Genomic DNA, 15,975 nt, shown 5'->3' on the forward strand with positions numbered 1-15,975 from the left:
AACGCGACGACTCCCTCGGTTTTCTCTCGGTAAAAACGACGCCACCAAGAGGAGCCCCCCATATCACGCGTCGGCGACCACCTCTTTCGACACGTCCAGACTACGCCACACGCAGTCCCCTCCTACCGATTTATCCAGACTGGCCAAATATTCCTCATGCTCAGCCAGTTCCTCTGCAGACGCCACCAACACGGGCAGCCCAGTGCCATCAAACGCCTTCAGCGTCACGCCCGCGCCGTTGGACGGCCCGCTGTCGTCGATGTCGATCAACAGCGCATCCTGCCCACGGGTCATGGCCAGCCAGACTTCGCCCAGCAGTTGCGAGTCAAGCAAAGCGCCGTGCAGCGTCCGGTGCGCATTGGACACCCCTAGACGATCACACAGGGCGTCCAGCGAGTTCCGTTTACCCGGATACAACGTCCGCGCAAACAACAGCGAATCCGTGATCTTGTCGCACAACCCGGCTAGTTCTCCGCGGCCGATGCGTTTGAGCTCGGCATTGAAGAACTTCACGTCAAACGCGGCATTATGGGCGATGAGTTCCGCACCCGCGATGAATTCGAGAAACTGATCGGCCACTTCGCTAAAGCGCGGCTTGTCCGACAGAAAGTCCGTCGTCAGACCGTGTACCGCCAACGCCTCGGGGTCGCTGTCGCGGTCCGGATTCAAATAAATGTGCAGGTTATTCCCGGTGACAGTCCGGTTGACGATCTCGACGCAGCCGATTTCAACAATCCGGTGCCCCTGATTAGGGTCCAGGCCGGTGGTTTCAGTATCGAAAATGATTTGGCGCATGTCAGGCTATTTGGTAACAAGAGGTATGCCGCGAGGCGCGGCACGGCTGGTATCCGGGCCAGCACACTGGATTTGCGGCATGGCAGCCGCCCTCAGCGGCCGGATACGGCACCCTAAACGAAGCCATTAGTGTACCTAGCATCCAGGCACCCGGCAGGCCAGATGGAGATTTCAATCCGTCGACCATGCTCGCGTCGGCATGCTACTTGCGAGGGACACATGTCGTCACGGCCTTCGAGCTGGCGCCCACCTAAGCTGGTAATGAGTCGCGGCCTGCACCGCACTCCTTGCTCATCAGGAGCTCATCATGGAAAAAACTGCCCGAGAGAATGTTCCCTCAGAACACAGTGATACCGATGTTCGGTCACCGAAAACGCCCACCGATCCCGTCCATGGCACCGGCATCATGCCTATGCCGGACGATGCACCCGAGGTCGCGGGACGCCCCCGCCAGGGACGCGTCATTACGCCTCCCGGCGAACCCGGCGTGATCACCCCCGAAGACGACGTGCTGGATACATCGCAATCGGATAGGCAGGACCGCTGAAGCGTTAATGCTCGCCCGAAGCCGCAGCCTTGGTGCTGGCGGCGGCGTGCGCCTTGTCGTCGCCGCCGGCGTCGCGACGCAGCCGGGCCTTTGCGATCAAGGTATACGCCACAGGCACCACGAACAAGGTCAGAAATGTCCCGAGCATCAGTCCGCCGACGAGCACCCATCCAATCTGCTGCCGGGACTCCGCGCCTGCCCCGGTCGACACCGCCAGCGGCAACGTGCCCAACACCATCGCCCCCGTGGTCATCAAAATCGGACGCAGTCGCAGCACACTGGCCTCGATGACAGCCTCGAACAGCTCATGCCCCTCGTCACGCAATTGATTGGCGAACTCGACGATCAGGATGCCGTGTTTGGTAATCAAACCGACCAGTGTGATCAAACCAATCTGGCTATAGATGGACAAGGTGCCGCCGCTCAGCCAGAGCGCCAGCAACGCCCCCGTCATGGACAAGGGCACCGACAACATGATGATGAACGGATTGCGCCAGCTCTCAAATTGCGCAGCCATCACCAGATAGATGAACGCCAGCGCCATGGCGAACACCAGATAGATACTGCCCGACGAATCGCGGAACTCGCGTGACTGGCCGTCCAGATCGGTCTGCAAGGTATGGGGCAGCACTTGGCGCGCCACCTCCTGCATGTGGGAGAGGACTTCGCCCAGCGCATAGCCAGGCGCCACCTCGGCCTCGATCTTCACTGCACGCAGGCGATTGAAGTGGTTGAGCGATTGAGGCGAGACGCTCTCATGCACCGACAGCAGATTGTCCAGTTGCACCATGCTGCCGTCGCGCGTACGGACATAAATACCCGAGATATCCGTCGTGTTGCTGCGATCTTGCGGCAAGACTTGCACGATCACATCGTACTGTTCGCCGTCGTCTTTGTAGCGTGTCACTTGCCGCCCGCCCAGCATCGACTCCAGCGTACGGCCCACGACGTCAACCCCCGCGCCCACATCGGCCATTTTGTCGCGATCCACCTGTACACGCAGTTCGGGGGTATTCAAACGCAGATCCGTATCCAGGTTGATCAAGCCCGGATACTCACGCAGCGCGTTCATATACACGTCCACCAGCTTGTCCAGCTCGGCATACGAGGACTGGCTCATGATGATGAACTCGACCGGCTTGGAGCGCGAGGATTGCCCTAATGAGGGCGGATTCGTCGGAAAGGCCTTGACCCCGGGCAGCGAGGCGAACTTGGACTGCAACTCGCGCGCGATCTCCTGTTGTTTGCGATCGCGCTGCTCCCAGGGCGCCAAGCGCAAAATCGCCGTACCGTCAGTGACGGTAGGGAAACCGATCGACGACTGATAGGCCTCGGTTTCCGGAATCTGGGCGTAGAACTGTTCGATCTGCTGCACGCTCTCGAGCATGTAGCCCAGCGTAGCGCCCTCGGGGGAGGTCACTCTGCCGTAAATCGCGCCGCGGTCTTCCACGGGCGCCAACTCGCTTTTAACCACTGAGAACAAGACGCCGCTGCCTGCCGCCACGAGCAGGCCGATGATCACAATGAGCGCCCGTTGATGCAAGGCCCACAGCAAAGCCCGGCGATAGCCGTTCGCCAAACCATTGAGCCAACCCTCGATCAGGTTGTACCAGCGGCTATGGCTGGATTGATGGCGCAACAAGACTGAGCACATCATGGGTGTCAGCGTCAGCGCGACAAAACCCGACACCAGTACCGCGCCGGCCAACGTCAACGCGAACTCGATGAACAGTTTGCCGGTACGCCCTGTTGCGAATGCCAGCGGTGCGTACACCGTGACCAAGGTCAGCGTCATCGCCACCACGGCAAAACCGATTTCTTTCGATCCCTGCAATGCCGCCTCGCGGCGTGGCATGCCGTTTTCGATATGGCGGAAAATATTTTCGAGCACCACGATGGCGTCATCGACCACCAGACCGATTGCCAGCACCATGGCCAACAACGTCAGGGTGTTGATCGAAAAGCCAAACATGTACATCAGGCCGCAAGCACCAATCAACGACACCGGAATCGTCACGATCGGGATGATGCTGGCCCGCAAATTCCGCAGGAAAAAGAAAATGACCAGCACCACCAGCACAATGGCTTCGAGGATGGTGTGGTACACCGAGCCGATGGAACGCTCGATGAACGTGGACGTATCGTAGGCGATATTCAACCTCATCCCATCGGGCAAGGTCTCATTCAATAGCGCCACCTCATCACGCACCGCCTTGGACAGATCCAGGGGATTCGCCGTGGACTGCTTGGTCAGGCCGATGTTGATTGCGTTCTTGCCGTTAAAGCGTGACAACACGCGATCATCTGCGGCGCCGACCTCGACCCTGGCCACATCGCGCATCCGTACGGGATAGCCTTTGACGTTGGCGACCACAATATCCGCGAACTGTGCAGGCGTCTGCAGATCCGTTGACGACACGACCGTGAACTCGCGATCACGCGACTCGATGCGGCCGGCGGGAATCTCCACATTCTGGCTGGACAGTGCGTTCTCGACATCCTGAACCGTTAATTGATAGGCCGCCAGCTTCGCCCGATCGACGTATATCCGCATCGACGGCAGGCGTTCGCCGTACACGCGCACTTCCGCAGCCCCGGGCAGCACGGACAGGCGTGTCTTGATATAGCGGTTGATGTAGTCCGATGTCTGGATCACGGATAGCGAGCCGGACTCCACCGCGATATAGATGACCGGTGTGGCATCGGCCTCGACCTTGCCGATGATGGGCTCGTCGATCTCGTCCGGCAGGTAACGGCGCGCGCGGGATACTTTGTCGCGCACCTCGGCGGCGGCGGCATCGGGATCCCGTGACAGATTGAATTTGATGTTGATATAGCTGCGTTCGGACCGGCTGCGTGAGGTCATCACGTTCACCCCTTCGATACCGGCCAACTGGTCTTCGAGGGGTTTGGTGACCTGCGATTCAATCACCTCAGGCGAGGCGCCTTTGTAGGTCGTGCTGACCGAGACAATGGGCTCGTCGATGTTGGGATATTCGCGGACCGTCAAGCGCGAATACGAGATCAGTCCGATCAAGACAATGATCAACGACAAGACCGATGCAAATACCGGCCGCTTGATGCAGACCTCGGACAGAATCATGATCGACTCGCCTGTTGTCCCTGCGCCTTGCTCTGCGCCGGCCTCGTGGCGGCCACCGGGGCCACCTCGACCGGCGCCCCATCAGTCAGCCGCTGAAAGCCGGCGACCACGACCTGATCCCCCGCCGCAACGCCCGTCAGGATCTCGACCTGACCATCCCGGCGCTCGCCCAGAGTGACCTCGGTGCGGCGGGCGTGCCCCTCTCGCACCGTGAAAACATACTGTGCCTGGCCCGAGGGCGCGAGCGCCGCTTCCGGCACCGCCAGCACATCGTCGGCCCCAAACAGCAGTTGCACGCGGGCAAACATACCCGGCCGCAACCGCGAATCCGGGTTGGGGATCGTGGCACGTAACAGGATAGAACGGCCGCCCGCATCCACCAGCGGACTCACCGCATATACCTGCCCCTGGCGCTCTGAGCCAGGCAGCGCATCGAGGCGGATGGTCAGCGACTGACCCACCTGGATTTTGTTGAAATACATCTCGGGCACACGGAAATCGACCTTCAGAGGATCAATCGCCTCCAACGGAGCGAGATCCTGCCCCTGATCGACATAATCCCCAACCGACACACTGCGCAAGCCCACCATGCCGGCAAAAGGCGCTCGTATGGTCATCTTGTCGAGCCGCGCCTGTGCCAATGCCGTGGCCGCCTGTTGCACTTTCAGGTTGCTGCCGGCCTCGTCCCGTGCCTGCTGGCTGACAAAGCCCCGCCCCTGCAACTCGACGGCACGGCGATAATGCGTTTGCGCCAACGCCAAATTAGCGCGAGCCTGATCGAATTCGGCCCGGGACACCGAATCGTCCAGCCGGATCAGTACCTGTCCACGCTCTACCGGCTGGCCTTCTTTGAAATCGATAGTCTTAATACGGCCCGCAACCTCGGGACGCAACACGACCGACTCATCGGAGCGCAGACTGCCGACTGCGGAAATACCGCGCGTGAATTTCAGCTGCTGGACGTGAGCCACCTCGATACGCACCGTATCCATGGGCTTGGTTTTCGGTGTGGCAGATGCCGCCGTTGGAGAGGCGTCTGCCACAGGCCCCGTAGGGGTCGCCAACCAGCGCGGGACCCAAAACCCCAAGGCCGCGCCCGCGGCGAGCCCGACCGCGATGGCGGTCAGCAGTACAGCTTTTTTCATGCGCAATGATCGCGGTGCGTAAACATGCCGGGCCGCGCGCGTTGCTGGCCCGACGGGGTGGAAACAAGCTATGGACCTGGCACTGTAGCACCAGCGGTTTACATACTGGCACAAAGTTGGCCGGCGAGAGCGATCTGCAGACCATTTCCAGGGTATTCCCGCATGAAAGCCGCCGTAAAAGTCACCCCTTCCGCACGCTCTCCACGCCCTGGTTTGCCAGGGCATCGGCACGCTCATTGCCCGGATCCCCGGCATGACCACGCACCCAGCGCCAGTCCACCTGATGGCGCGAGACCTGTTCATCCAGCGCCTGCCAGAGTTCTACGTTTTTCACGGGCTTTTTATCCGCAGTCATCCACCCGCGGCGTTTCCAGTTGACCAGCCACTCGGTCATGCCCTTCATGACATATTGCGAGTCGGTGTGAATCCGTACCTTGCACGGCCGCTTGAGCGTTCGCAGACCCTCGATCACGGCCAGCAACTCCATGCGGTTGTTGGTCGTGCCGGCCTGACCACCATACAGCGTTTTCTCGTGGTCGCCGGCACGCATCAACACTCCCCAGCCGCCGGGCCCGGGATTGCCTTTGCATGCCCCATCCGTCCACATTTCAACCTGCGGACCACTATCGTTGTTTGTTTGCATTGTTCCTACTGTTAAATCAGATGAGACGCCCTTGACGCCTCATCACGTTTTGCCCGGCCCCGCCTCGCGATTGACGACGACCGGCGCGGCGCGGGTGCGCCGGCGGCGCTTGGCGGATTTCCAGGCAGGACCGACCAATCGCATACCTGCCACCCGCTTGACGGCGGAGACAACATAGACTGCACCGCCCAACGCCCACCAGCGCTGCCCATAGGTTTCCATGAATTGCCATCGCTGCAGCCATTTTTCAGTCCGGCACGCCGGGGCATAGCAGCCGAAACGGCCGGGCCCGACATCGAACGACAAGAGCTTCAGCCAATCCTTCAAGCGCGGCAAGGATACCTGAGCCGAAGGCGGCAGCGGCAGCCATGGCTCCATCCCAGGCGTCCAATTGCGTGCGCCCCAGAGGCTCCAGGGATTGAAACCCGAGATGACCAGGCGCCCTTCCGGCACCAGTACACGCTCGGCCTCGCGCAGCACGTCGTGGGGTGAGTCTGTGCACTCGAATGCATGCGGCAATACCAGCAAGTCCACGCTTTGCGATTCGAACGGCAACGCGTCTGGCCGCGCCACCACACATCCCTGCCACAGGGCCGCCTGCTCGGGACTGGGCATCTGCGCCCCGACCCAGCCCTTGAAGGGCATCCGATTGGCCTGCAGCAAATTAAACTCTGCAAAACCGACTTGCCAAGCGTAATATCCGAACACATCCGCCACGATGGCGTCGAACTGCGAGCGCTCCCAGGCCAGGACATACTGTCCTGGCGGTGTCTGAAACCACTCAGCTAGTTCTACAATCGGCGGAGTTTCCTCGGTCACGTCGACGTCCCTGAAAAATGATGCAAACCCTGCCTGTCACGAATGGCGACGGCACTATCCTGCCGCTGCCCGCCTTTTCCGACAACTATATCTGGGCCATCGTGCGCGGCAACAATGCCGTCGTGGTGGACCCAGGCGAGGCCGGACCGGTGCTGGACCTGATCGCGCAGCGCGGGCTGCAACTGCGCGCCATTCTACTCACCCATCACCACGGCGACCATGTGGGGGGAGTGCTGGAATTGCTACGCCATGCCCCGGCCACCGTCTACGGCCCCGCAAACGAGCGCCTGCCGCACTGCGATGTCCGGCTCGTTGAAGGCGACCAAGTCACCCTGCCCGAGGTGGGCCTGACGCTATCGGTCCTGGACGTTCCCGGGCATACAGCTGGACACATTGCTTACTTTGGCAGGGTACAAGACCAGGAAAAACCCGTATTATTTTGCGGCGATACCCTGTTTGCGGGTGGCTGTGGCCGGTTATTTGAGGGTTCGCCCGCACAAATGCACGCCTCTCTGGCAAAATTCATATCCTTACCCGCCGATACACAGGTTTGCTGTGCGCACGAGTACACTCTATCCAACTTGCGCTGGGCCATGGCAGTTGAACCTGCCAACCATACCCTGCAACAGTGGTATCAGCGGGCCCAGCAATTACGCGAACACGACTGTCCCACCGTGCCGACCACCATGGCACTAGAATTGGACACAAATCCGTTCTTGCGCACCAGCCAAGCCGCTATCATTCAGGCTGCCCGCCAGCAATCCGGACAAGCGCTGGACACACCTGTGGCCACGTTTGCGGCTTTGCGTGAATGGAAAAACGATTTCAAGTGACAATGACCCGATGACCCTGTTTAGACTTCTGCTACCTGTTGTTCTCGCCATCCTTGCCGGTTGTGCCGGAACGCCGCGCCATTCGGCCACTGCGGCACCCACCACCAACAACAACAAGCAGCAGTATGTCGCAGCAGACACTTCGCGTACTGTCGATCTGACCAATCCCCCCGTTGATGCCTGGGACCGCATCCGCCGCGGTTTCGCCATCCCCAATCTGAACACCGAGCTGGCGCAGGAATGGACCGACTACTATGCGGCCCACCCCGAATCGGTTCAGCGCATGGCCGAGCGGGCCGGCAAATATCTGTACTTCATCGTTGAAGAAGTCAACCGCCGCGGCTTGCCCACCGAGCTTGCCTTGCTGCCTTTTGTCGAAAGCGCCTACAACCCGACTGCGCTATCGCGCTCGCAGGCTTCCGGCCTCTGGCAATTTGTTCCGGCGACGGGCCAGTATTTCAATCTGAAGCAAGACTGGTGGCGCGACGAACGGCGTGACCCCATCGCCTCGACCTACGCCGCACTGGACTATCTGGAAAAGCTGTTCGAAATGCAGGGTGACTGGTATCTGGCCCTGGCGTCATACAACTGGGGCGAAGGCTCGGTACAGCGCGCAATGGCCAGAAACGAAGCCGCCAACCAGCCCTCGGACTATTTGTCGCTGAACATGCCCGAGGAAACGCGCAACTACGTGCCCAAGCTGCAGGCCATCAAGAACATTATCGCCAACCCGCGTAAATACGCCGTCGTTCTGCCGCCCGTCGACAATACGCCCTATTTCGCCATGGTGCGCAAAAACCGCGACATCGACCTCGAAGTCGCGGCCCGGCTCGCAGAAATGCCACTCGAGGAATTCAAAGCCCTGAATCCCTCGTTCAACCGTCCGGTTATCCGCGGCGAACACCAGCCCACGCTGCTGTTGCCGACAGATCGAGTGGAAACGTTCAATGCCAATTTACAGGCTTATAAGGGCGACCTGACCTCCTGGAAGGTCTACCAACCCCGCCGCGGCGAATCCTATGCCTCGATCGCCAAGCGTTTTGGCGTCACCGAAGTGGCGCTGCGCAGCGCCAACGGCGTATCCCGCCGCACCAAATCTGCCAGCGGCGCCAGCCTGTTGATCCCAGCCAGCGAGCCCGGCGGCGTCCAACTGGCCTCTCTCGAAACCCCGGCCGGCGTAGCTGTCCCGCCGGCCTCACGTTCGGCACGGCGCACTACGGCAATTCGCCCCAATGTCCGCACGCACAAGGTACGCTCGGGCGACACCCTGAGCAGCGTCGCCCGGCGCTATGGCACCTCGGTCGACGCCCTGCGCGCGCTCAACAACATGAAGGGCAGCAACCTGAAAGTCGGCGCACAACTGCGCGTACCGGGCACCGGCACGCGAGGCTGATCGTTACGCTTTAAAATAGCTGCCTTTCCGCACGGAATTCATAGGACACGACACATGGGCTTTCTCGCCGGCAAACGCATTCTGGTCACCGGGGTGCTTTCCAACCGTTCCATCGCCTACGGCATTGCACAAGCCTGCCACCAACAAGGCGCTGAACTGGCTTTCACCTATGTGGGCGACCGTTTCAAAGACCGCGTCAGCGAATTCGCCGCCCAATTCGGCAGCGATATCGTGCTGCCCTGCGATGTGGCCGAAGACAGCCAGATCGAGGAGACGTTCACTGAATTAGGCAAACGCTGGGATGGCCTGGACGGCCTGGTGCATTCGATCGGCTTTGCGCCGCGCGAAGCCATCGCAGGCGATTTTCTGGATGGCCTCTCACGTGAGGGCTTTCGCATCGCCCACGATATCTCGGCCTACAGTTTCCCCGCCCTGGCCAAGGCCGCCCTGCCCCTCATGGAGGGCCGCAAGGCATCTGTATTGACCTTGACCTATCTCGGCGCCGAACGTGTTGTTCCCAACTACAACACGATGGGCCTGGCCAAGGCCTCGCTCGAAGCCAGCGTCCGCTACCTGGCGACGGCGCTCGGCCCGCGCGGCATCCGTTCCAACGGCATCTCGGCCGGCCCCATCAAGACCCTCGCCGCCAGCGGGATCAAGGACTTCTCCTCGATCCTGAAATTCGTCGAGGCGCATGCTCCCCTGCGCCGCAACGTCACCATCGAAGAGGTCGGCAACGTCGCCGCCTTCCTGCTGTCGGACCTGGCCGCAGGCGTGACGGGCGAAATCACCCATGTCGATGCCGGTTTCTCGACGGTCACACCGGGCATGGAATAAGCCGGCGGATTAACACCCACCAGGATCCACTGCCGCTCTCTGCAACAATGGCCTAAAAAATGCCCCGGTTTTGCGGGGCATTTTTGCGAGCAGTCGGCAACAGTAAGCCTCAATGCCCCCAACGCAAAACCAGCGGGTCAAGCCGGCGTGCGATATCGAGCAGTTCGCGGCGTGTTTCCGGGTGCATCGGCGGCAGGGGATGACGGGGTGCGTCGCAGGCGATCACACCGCCCTCCTTCATCAATGCCTTGGCTGCCAGCATGCCGGCCTGCCGGTTTTCGTGATTGATCAGCGGCAGCCAACGCTGATACAGCGTAAAGGCCGCATCGGCGTCCCCAGTGCGAAACGCCTCGATAATGGGACGAATTCCATCGGGAAAGCCGCCACCCGTCATCGAGCCGGTCGCGCCAGCGTGCAAGTCGGCCAGCAACGTAATGGCCTCTTCGCCATCCCAGGGACCTTCGATCGCATCGCCGCCCAAGCGGATCAACTCGCGCAGCTTGGCAGCCGCACCCGCGGTTTCGATCTTGAAATACGAAACGTGTTCGACTTCACGCGCCAATTTCGCCAAGAACGCGGCGGACAGCACCGTACCGCTGGCAGGCGCGTCCTGCACCATGATGGGAATGTCGATGGCATCTGACACCCGGGCATAAAACTCCGCTATCCCGGCCTCGGGCACCCGAAAGGTTGCACCGTGGTACGGCGGCATTACCATGACCATCGCCGCCCCCATATCCTGCGCACGGCGGCTGCGTTCGGCGCAGACTTGGCTGGCATAGTGCGAGGTCGTCACGATCACGGGGACACGCCCCGCCACGTGCTCCAACGCTGTACGCGTCAGTAGCTCGCGCTCATCATCTGCCAGCGAAAACTGTTCGGAAAAATTGGCCAGAATCGCCAGGCCGTCCACGCCGGCATCGATCATAAAGTCGATGGCGCGCTTCTGGCTGGCCAGATCCAGTGTACCGTCCTCATGAAACGTGGTCGGCACGACCGGGAAAATGCCACGATAAGGCGTCGAGGGATGAGGCATGTTATGTGTTCCGTATCAAATCAATCAAATCAGCGCTTGCCGTCCAGCGCAGCACGCACGACAAAGGTCATCACCACTGCAAACACCAGCATGATGGCCAGAAAATACAGACCGCCCGAGGTACTGCCGGTGGCGTCCTTGATGTAGCCGACACCGAACGGCCCAATATATCCGCCCAGGTTCGCCAGCGAATTGATCATTGCAATACCCACCGCGGCACTGCCTCCGGTGAGAAACTGCCCCGGCAGCGCCCAGACCACGGCCTGGATAGAGTAAATGGAAAATGCGGTCAGGCAAATAAAGAAAAATTGCAGCGCCGGCGACGTAAACCAGGCGCTGGCGGCCAGGGTAATCGCCGCAGCCCCCGACACGATAGCGATATGCCAATAGCGCTCGCCGTGCTTGTCCGAATGCCGAGGCACAATGAGCAGGCCCACCACAGCGAACAAATAAGGCACCGCCGACAGGAACCCCGTCATCGAGTCGGTCACACCGAACTGTTTAATGATGGTCGGCAACCACATCGACAGACCGTAAATCGCCAGCGGAAACGGCAGGAACAACAATGCCAGCATCAGCACGCGTCTGTCAGCCAACGCCTTGAGCGGATTGCCATGCGATTTCAACGCATGCGTAGAGGCATCGGCTGCCAGCTCGCGTTCGATCCATGCGCGGTCATCCGCGTTCAACCACTTCGCCGTCGCAGGCGACTCCGGCAAAATGCGCAAGGTCGGCAAACACAGCAATACTGCCGGCAGGCCGCTCACCACAAACAGCGTCTGCCAAGGCGAAAGCCCAAACCACCCACTGCCGTCCAACAACAAGCCCGCCATCGGCCCGGTCACGATCAAGGCAATCGGCTGAGCCAGCACCAGCAGTCCAATGATGCGCGCCCGATGGCGCAGCGGAAACCATTTGGTCAGGAAATACAGAATGCCGGGGTACAACCCCGCTTCAGCCGCACCCAATAAAAATCGCGCGATATAAAACGTCGTGGCGTTGTGGATCAACGCCATGGCCATCGTAATCACGCCCCACGTAAACAAAATGCGGGCAAACCACCGGCGCGCGCCAAAACGCTCCAGCGCCAGATTGCTGGGCACTTCAAACAAGAAATAACCGATGAAAAACAATCCCGCGCCAATGCCATAGGCGGTTTCGCTAATGCCGATGTCGGCATTCATATGCAGCTTGGCAAAACCCACCACAGCGCGATCGATATACGCCACGATATAGATCAACGCCAAAAAAGGCAGCAGTTTGCGCACGAGCATGCCGACGATGCGTGACTCTTCTCCTTGCTCGGCGGTTGCGGGCGCGGCCACCTGGCCGCTGGATGCGACAGTCGTCATTAATAGTCTCCGTTTTAATTTCTGTGCAGCATGACGACTCAGCGCTGCGCGAGCCCTGCAACAAAGGGCTCGGCACGCATCGTCATCCTGGTCTTGTGATCAATGCGAATGGCGTGGCACCGCCGATCCTCGGCAACCGACGAGAAAGTCCAGATCGCAACCTTCGTCGGCCTGCAGCACGTGATCGACGTAGAGGCGTCGATAGCCACCGTCGGCGGGTGCAGCATTCTTCTGCACTGCCGCCATGCGGCGCTGGTACTCGTCTTCGGGAATATCGAGATGCAAGCGGCCAGCGTCGCTATCGAGCTCGATCCAGTCGCCGTCTTGCACGATGGCGAGCGGCCCGCCCGCGGCTGCCTCGGGTGCCACGTGCAGCACGACCGTGCCATATGCCGTGCCGCTCATACGTGCATCGGAAATACGCACCATGTCCTTGATGCCCTGGCGCAGCAGCTTGGGTGGCAGCCCCATATTGCCCACCTCGGCCATGCCCGGATAACCGCGCGGGCCGCAGTTTTTCATGACCAGCACCGAGTCGGCATCGACGTCCAGATCCTCGTCGACGATGCGCTCTTTGTAGTGCTCCAGATTTTCGAACACCACGGCGCGGCCGCGATGCTTGAGCAACTCGGGCGTCGCCGCCGAGGGCTTGAGCACCGCGCCACGAGGCGATAGATTGCCGCGCAGAATACGAATGCTGCCATCGCCGATCAGCGGGTTATCCAGCGGACGAATCACCTCGTCATCATAGATAGGCGCCTCTTTGACGTTGTCCCAGATCGTATGGCCATTGACAGTGAGCGCCTGCGGATGCGGCAACAGTCCGGCCTCACCCATGCGGCGCAGCACAGCAGGCAGGCCCCCGGCATAGTAGAACTCTTCCATCAGGAAACGTCCCGAGGGCATCAGGTCGACAATCGTCGGCATGCCCTGCCCGACGTGCGTCCAGTCTTCCAGCTCCAACGGCACGCCCATACGGCCCGCGATGGCCTTCAGATGGATGACCGCATTGGTCGAACCGCCGATTGCCGCGTTCGTGCGAATCGCGTTTTCAAACGCTTCGCGCGTGAGGATTTTCGACAGCGTCAGGCCTTCCAGTGCCATCTCGACAATGCGCCGGCCCGACATATGCGCCAGCACATAGCGACGCGAATCCACCGCAGGAATCGCTGCATTGTGCGGCAAACTCACACCCAGCGATTCCGCCATACACGCCATCGTCGATGCCGTGCCCATGGTGTTGCAGGTGCCCGCGGAACGCGACATCCCTGCCTCGGCCGACAGGAATTTATGCAGATCAATCTCGCCGGCCTTGAGCGACTCGTGCAGTTGCCACACCGCCGTGCCCGAGCCGATATTCTTGCCATCCAGCTTACCGTTGAGCATCGGACCGCCCGTCACCACCATGGCCGGCACGTCGCAGCTCGCTGCGCCCATCAGCAGCGCGGGCGTCGTCTTGTCACAGCCGCACAGCAGCACCACCGCATCGATAGGGTTGCCGCGTATCGCTTCCTCCACATCCATCGCCGCCAGATTGCGCGTCAGCATCGCAGTGGGGCGCAAATTGGATTCCCCGTTAGAGAACACCGGAAACTCGACCGGGAACCCACCGGCCTCGTACACGCCACGCTTGACGTGCTCGGCGATCTTGCGGAAATGCGCATTACAGGGAGTCAGCTCGGACCAGGTATTACAGATGCCGATGACCGGACGTCCGTCAAACGCATGATCCGGCAGCCCTTGGTTCTTCATCCAGCTTCGGTACATAAAGCCGTTTTTATCGTTGGTTCCGAACCATTCAGCAGAACGCAGCTTGGGCTTGGATTTGTCGGTCATATTGTGTCTCTTCCGGGAATTGCGATGCCGTCGTTGCGGCAGAAAGCGCTAATGTAGATACTTTTTTGTTATCGTTCTAATGAAAATCCAGCCGCTTTCGATATCAATTTACATATTCTCGAAAACCCTATGCTCAACACCCGGCCGTGGTATATCCGTTCGCGCCTGAAGACGCGCCATCTGCTGCTGCTCGTCGCACTGGCGGAAACAGGCAACGTTCATCGCGCGGCCGCGGTACTGTCCATGACCCAGCCCGCCGCCTCCAAGATGCTGCGCGAGATGGAACACATGCTGGATGTCCCCTTGTTCGAGCGTCTGCCACGCGGCGTGCGGCCCACAGAATATGGCCAGGCCCTGATCCGCCATGCGCGGCTATTGGTTGAAAGCCTCGATCAGGCCCGCGACGAAATCTCCAATCTCAAGGACGGACAAGCGGGCCACGTACGCATCGGGGCCATCACCTCACCCGCGGTGAGTCTGCTGCCCGCGGCGGTTGCCGAGATCAAACAACAATGGCCACGGCTGACCATCACTGTCGAAGTCGAAAGCAGCAATCTGCTGCTGGAGCGCCTGGCCCAGGAACGGCTGGATCTGGTTATCGGCCGCCTATCGCCCGAACACGACAAGCTGGCCCTGAATTTCGAACCCTTGGATTTCGAGCCCGTCAATGCGGTCGCGCGCCCCGGTCATCCCCTGTTGCAACAACCTGAGCTCTCTCTGGAACAGGTCGCTGACGCCAGCTGGATCGTGCCGCCCATGGGCTCGGTGCTGCGCCACCGTTTTGAATTGATGTTCCAGCACGCCAGCCTGAGGCCTCCTACGAGCGTCGTGGAGAGCCCTGCGCTGCTGTTCATCACCAGCCTGCTTGAACGCAGCGACATGCTGGCTGTCCTGCCTATCGACGTGGCCAGGTACTACTCGGCATGCGGCCTGGTCGCAACCTTGCCGCTGCCGATGCCCTGCCAGATGGACGACTACGGTCTCATCACCCGTAACGACCGCCTGCTATCACCCGCGACAGCACGTTTGCTGGAAATACTGCGCACCCGTGCTGCCGGCCGGACAGAACCGCTGCGGCCTGCTACGCCTGTTATTGCGGCCGCACCACCAACGTAGACACCTGTACATCCACCGCCGTCATCAACTTGTGCACCGGACATTTCTCCGCCACGGAATGCAGCTCGTCGATCTGGGCGTCGCTGAGTTCGCCGTGCAGCGTGAGCTTGGCTGTCAGGCGATACACCCCTTTGCGCTCCTCCGACGCATCGCGCACGACGTCGACATCGATAGACTCCAGCGGCATTTCCTTGCGCTGGGCATACCACAGCACCGTCAGCGCCTTGCATCCCCCCAGAGCCGTATCGAAATAATCATGCGGATCAGGCCCGTCGCCTTGCGGCTGAGGCATCGCCAAGGGCAGTGAGTGGCCTTCGGCCGTCGCGGTAAATTCCATCGTACGAGGGGCATTCTGGCGGACGCGGATAGTCATTGTTTGCTCCGAAAAGCCTCGGTATTCATACCGGGCAGAAAAGGGATGCAGCTGCACGCTGCGCGGATAGGTTGCGTTGAATTCGTGCACTGACGGACGTCACGCGACGGGCCTTCTTGCTATTTGTAGCATTTTCCGACGGCGTTC

At 60.6% G+C, this 15,975-nt stretch carries 14 protein-coding genes; 5 read left to right on the forward strand and 9 right to left on the reverse strand.

What is annotated here, in order from left to right; genetic code table 11:
• Window positions 1-63: 63 nt before the first annotated feature.
• Entirely contained in the window at window positions 64-795 is a 732-nt protein-coding gene (gene dnaQ, locus ACYVI2_RS28020) for a DNA polymerase III subunit epsilon (protein ID WP_415819233.1), read from the reverse strand.
• A 307-nt stretch (window positions 796-1,102) separates the two neighbouring features.
• Between dnaQ and ACYVI2_RS28025 the strand changes: the two genes are divergently transcribed.
• Window positions 1,103-1,342 carry a hypothetical protein gene (locus ACYVI2_RS28025; RefSeq protein ID WP_415819232.1) on the forward strand — a complete coding sequence of 80 codons (240 nt, stop codon included), beginning with the start codon at window positions 1,103-1,105 and terminating at the stop codon, window positions 1,340-1,342.
• 4 nt (window positions 1,343-1,346) lie between these two features.
• Here ACYVI2_RS28025 and ACYVI2_RS28030 read toward each other — a convergent pair whose 3' ends face one another.
• From ACYVI2_RS28030 to ACYVI2_RS28045, 4 genes are all read right to left on the reverse strand, one after another.
• Window positions 1,347-4,445, reverse strand: coding sequence for an efflux RND transporter permease subunit (locus tag ACYVI2_RS28030; protein ID WP_415819231.1), 3,099 nt, complete (start codon window positions 4,443-4,445; stop codon window positions 1,347-1,349).
• Window positions 4,442-5,590: an efflux RND transporter periplasmic adaptor subunit gene (locus ACYVI2_RS28035; RefSeq protein ID WP_415819230.1), complete on the reverse strand. Its 1,149-nt coding sequence runs from the start codon at window positions 5,588-5,590 to the stop codon at window positions 4,442-4,444. The genes ACYVI2_RS28030 and ACYVI2_RS28035 overlap by 4 nt, the downstream gene beginning before the upstream one ends.
• 181 nt (window positions 5,591-5,771) lie before the next feature.
• Window positions 5,772-6,233 carry a ribonuclease HI gene (gene rnhA, locus ACYVI2_RS28040; protein ID WP_415819229.1) on the reverse strand — a complete coding sequence of 154 codons (462 nt, stop codon included), beginning with the start codon at window positions 6,231-6,233 and terminating at the stop codon, window positions 5,772-5,774.
• A gap of 42 nt (window positions 6,234-6,275) precedes the next feature.
• The gene (locus tag ACYVI2_RS28045) at window positions 6,276-7,052 is read right to left on the reverse strand and encodes a class I SAM-dependent methyltransferase (RefSeq protein ID WP_415819228.1); all 777 of its coding nucleotides are present in this window, start codon (window positions 7,050-7,052) and stop codon (window positions 6,276-6,278) included.
• 20 nt (window positions 7,053-7,072) lie between these two features.
• Between ACYVI2_RS28045 and gloB the strand changes: the two genes are divergently transcribed.
• Genes gloB through fabI form a run of 3 tightly spaced genes read left to right on the forward strand, consistent with a single transcriptional unit; the run spans window position 7,073 to window position 10,115 of the window.
• On the forward strand, window positions 7,073-7,885 hold the full coding sequence (gene gloB, locus ACYVI2_RS28050) for a hydroxyacylglutathione hydrolase (protein WP_415819290.1): 813 nt from the start codon (window positions 7,073-7,075) through the stop codon (window positions 7,883-7,885).
• Between the two features lie 10 nt (window positions 7,886-7,895).
• Window positions 7,896-9,278, forward strand: a complete 1,383-nt coding sequence (locus tag ACYVI2_RS28055) for a lytic transglycosylase domain-containing protein (RefSeq protein WP_460490384.1) — start codon at window positions 7,896-7,898, stop codon at window positions 9,276-9,278.
• 54 nt (window positions 9,279-9,332) lie between these two features.
• Window positions 9,333-10,115, forward strand: coding sequence for an enoyl-ACP reductase FabI (gene fabI / locus ACYVI2_RS28060; protein WP_415819225.1), 783 nt, complete (start codon window positions 9,333-9,335; stop codon window positions 10,113-10,115).
• A gap of 109 nt (window positions 10,116-10,224) precedes the next feature.
• On the opposite strand, the gene ACYVI2_RS28065 is transcribed toward fabI, so the two are convergent.
• The 3 genes from ACYVI2_RS28065 to ACYVI2_RS28075 all read right to left on the reverse strand — a co-directional run bounded on the left by ACYVI2_RS28065 (window position 10,225) and on the right by ACYVI2_RS28075 (window position 14,339).
• Complete coding sequence (locus tag ACYVI2_RS28065; RefSeq protein ID WP_415819224.1) at window positions 10,225-11,151, reverse strand: dihydrodipicolinate synthase family protein; 927 nt, start codon at window positions 11,149-11,151, stop codon at window positions 10,225-10,227.
• A 29-nt stretch (window positions 11,152-11,180) separates the two neighbouring features.
• The gene (locus ACYVI2_RS28070) at window positions 11,181-12,503 is read right to left on the reverse strand and encodes an MFS transporter (protein WP_415819223.1); all 1,323 of its coding nucleotides are present in this window, start codon (window positions 12,501-12,503) and stop codon (window positions 11,181-11,183) included.
• Window positions 12,504-12,602: 99 nt separating this feature from the next.
• On the reverse strand, window positions 12,603-14,339 hold the full coding sequence (locus tag ACYVI2_RS28075) for an IlvD/Edd family dehydratase (RefSeq protein ID WP_415819222.1): 1,737 nt from the start codon (window positions 14,337-14,339) through the stop codon (window positions 12,603-12,605).
• 129 nt (window positions 14,340-14,468) lie between these two features.
• Here ACYVI2_RS28075 and ACYVI2_RS28080 point away from each other — a divergent pair, with 129 nt between their 5' ends.
• On the forward strand, window positions 14,469-15,455 hold the full coding sequence (locus ACYVI2_RS28080; RefSeq protein WP_415819221.1) for a LysR substrate-binding domain-containing protein: 987 nt from the start codon (window positions 14,469-14,471) through the stop codon (window positions 15,453-15,455).
• Here the strand turns inward: ACYVI2_RS28080 and ACYVI2_RS28085 are convergent.
• Complete coding sequence (locus ACYVI2_RS28085) at window positions 15,430-15,828, reverse strand: OsmC family protein (protein WP_415819220.1); 399 nt, start codon at window positions 15,826-15,828, stop codon at window positions 15,430-15,432. The two genes, ACYVI2_RS28080 and ACYVI2_RS28085, sit on opposite strands and share 26 nt — an antisense overlap.
• Between the last annotated feature and the right edge of the window lie 147 nt (window positions 15,829-15,975).

The sequence above is a fragment of the Bordetella tumbae genome (genome assembly GCF_054780995.1).

Coding starts and splice junctions, on each gene's coding strand:
- dnaQ (WP_415819233.1), bottom strand. CDS start 795: ATGCGCCAAATCATTTTCGATACTGAAACCACCGGCCTGGACCCTAAT.
- ACYVI2_RS28025 (WP_415819232.1), top strand. CDS start 1,103: ATGGAAAAAACTGCCCGAGAGAATGTTCCCTCAGAACACAGTGATACC.
- ACYVI2_RS28030 (WP_415819231.1), bottom strand. CDS start 4,445: ATGATTCTGTCCGAGGTCTGCATCAAGCGGCCGGTATTTGCATCGGTC.
- ACYVI2_RS28035 (WP_415819230.1), bottom strand. CDS start 5,590: ATGAAAAAAGCTGTACTGCTGACCGCCATCGCGGTCGGGCTCGCCGCG.
- rnhA (WP_415819229.1), bottom strand. CDS start 6,233: ATGCAAACAAACAACGATAGTGGTCCGCAGGTTGAAATGTGGACGGAT.
- gloB (WP_415819290.1), top strand. CDS start 7,073: ATGCAAACCCTGCCTGTCACGAATGGCGACGGCACTATCCTGCCGCTG.
- ACYVI2_RS28055 (WP_460490384.1), top strand. CDS start 7,896: ATGACCCTGTTTAGACTTCTGCTACCTGTTGTTCTCGCCATCCTTGCC.
- fabI (WP_415819225.1), top strand. CDS start 9,333: ATGGGCTTTCTCGCCGGCAAACGCATTCTGGTCACCGGGGTGCTTTCC.
- ACYVI2_RS28065 (WP_415819224.1), bottom strand. CDS start 11,151: ATGCCTCATCCCTCGACGCCTTATCGTGGCATTTTCCCGGTCGTGCCG.
- ACYVI2_RS28070 (WP_415819223.1), bottom strand. CDS start 12,503: ATGACGACTGTCGCATCCAGCGGCCAGGTGGCCGCGCCCGCAACCGCC.
- ACYVI2_RS28075 (WP_415819222.1), bottom strand. CDS start 14,339: ATGACCGACAAATCCAAGCCCAAGCTGCGTTCTGCTGAATGGTTCGGA.
- ACYVI2_RS28080 (WP_415819221.1), top strand. CDS start 14,469: ATGCTCAACACCCGGCCGTGGTATATCCGTTCGCGCCTGAAGACGCGC.
- ACYVI2_RS28085 (WP_415819220.1), bottom strand. CDS start 15,828: ATGACTATCCGCGTCCGCCAGAATGCCCCTCGTACGATGGAATTTACC.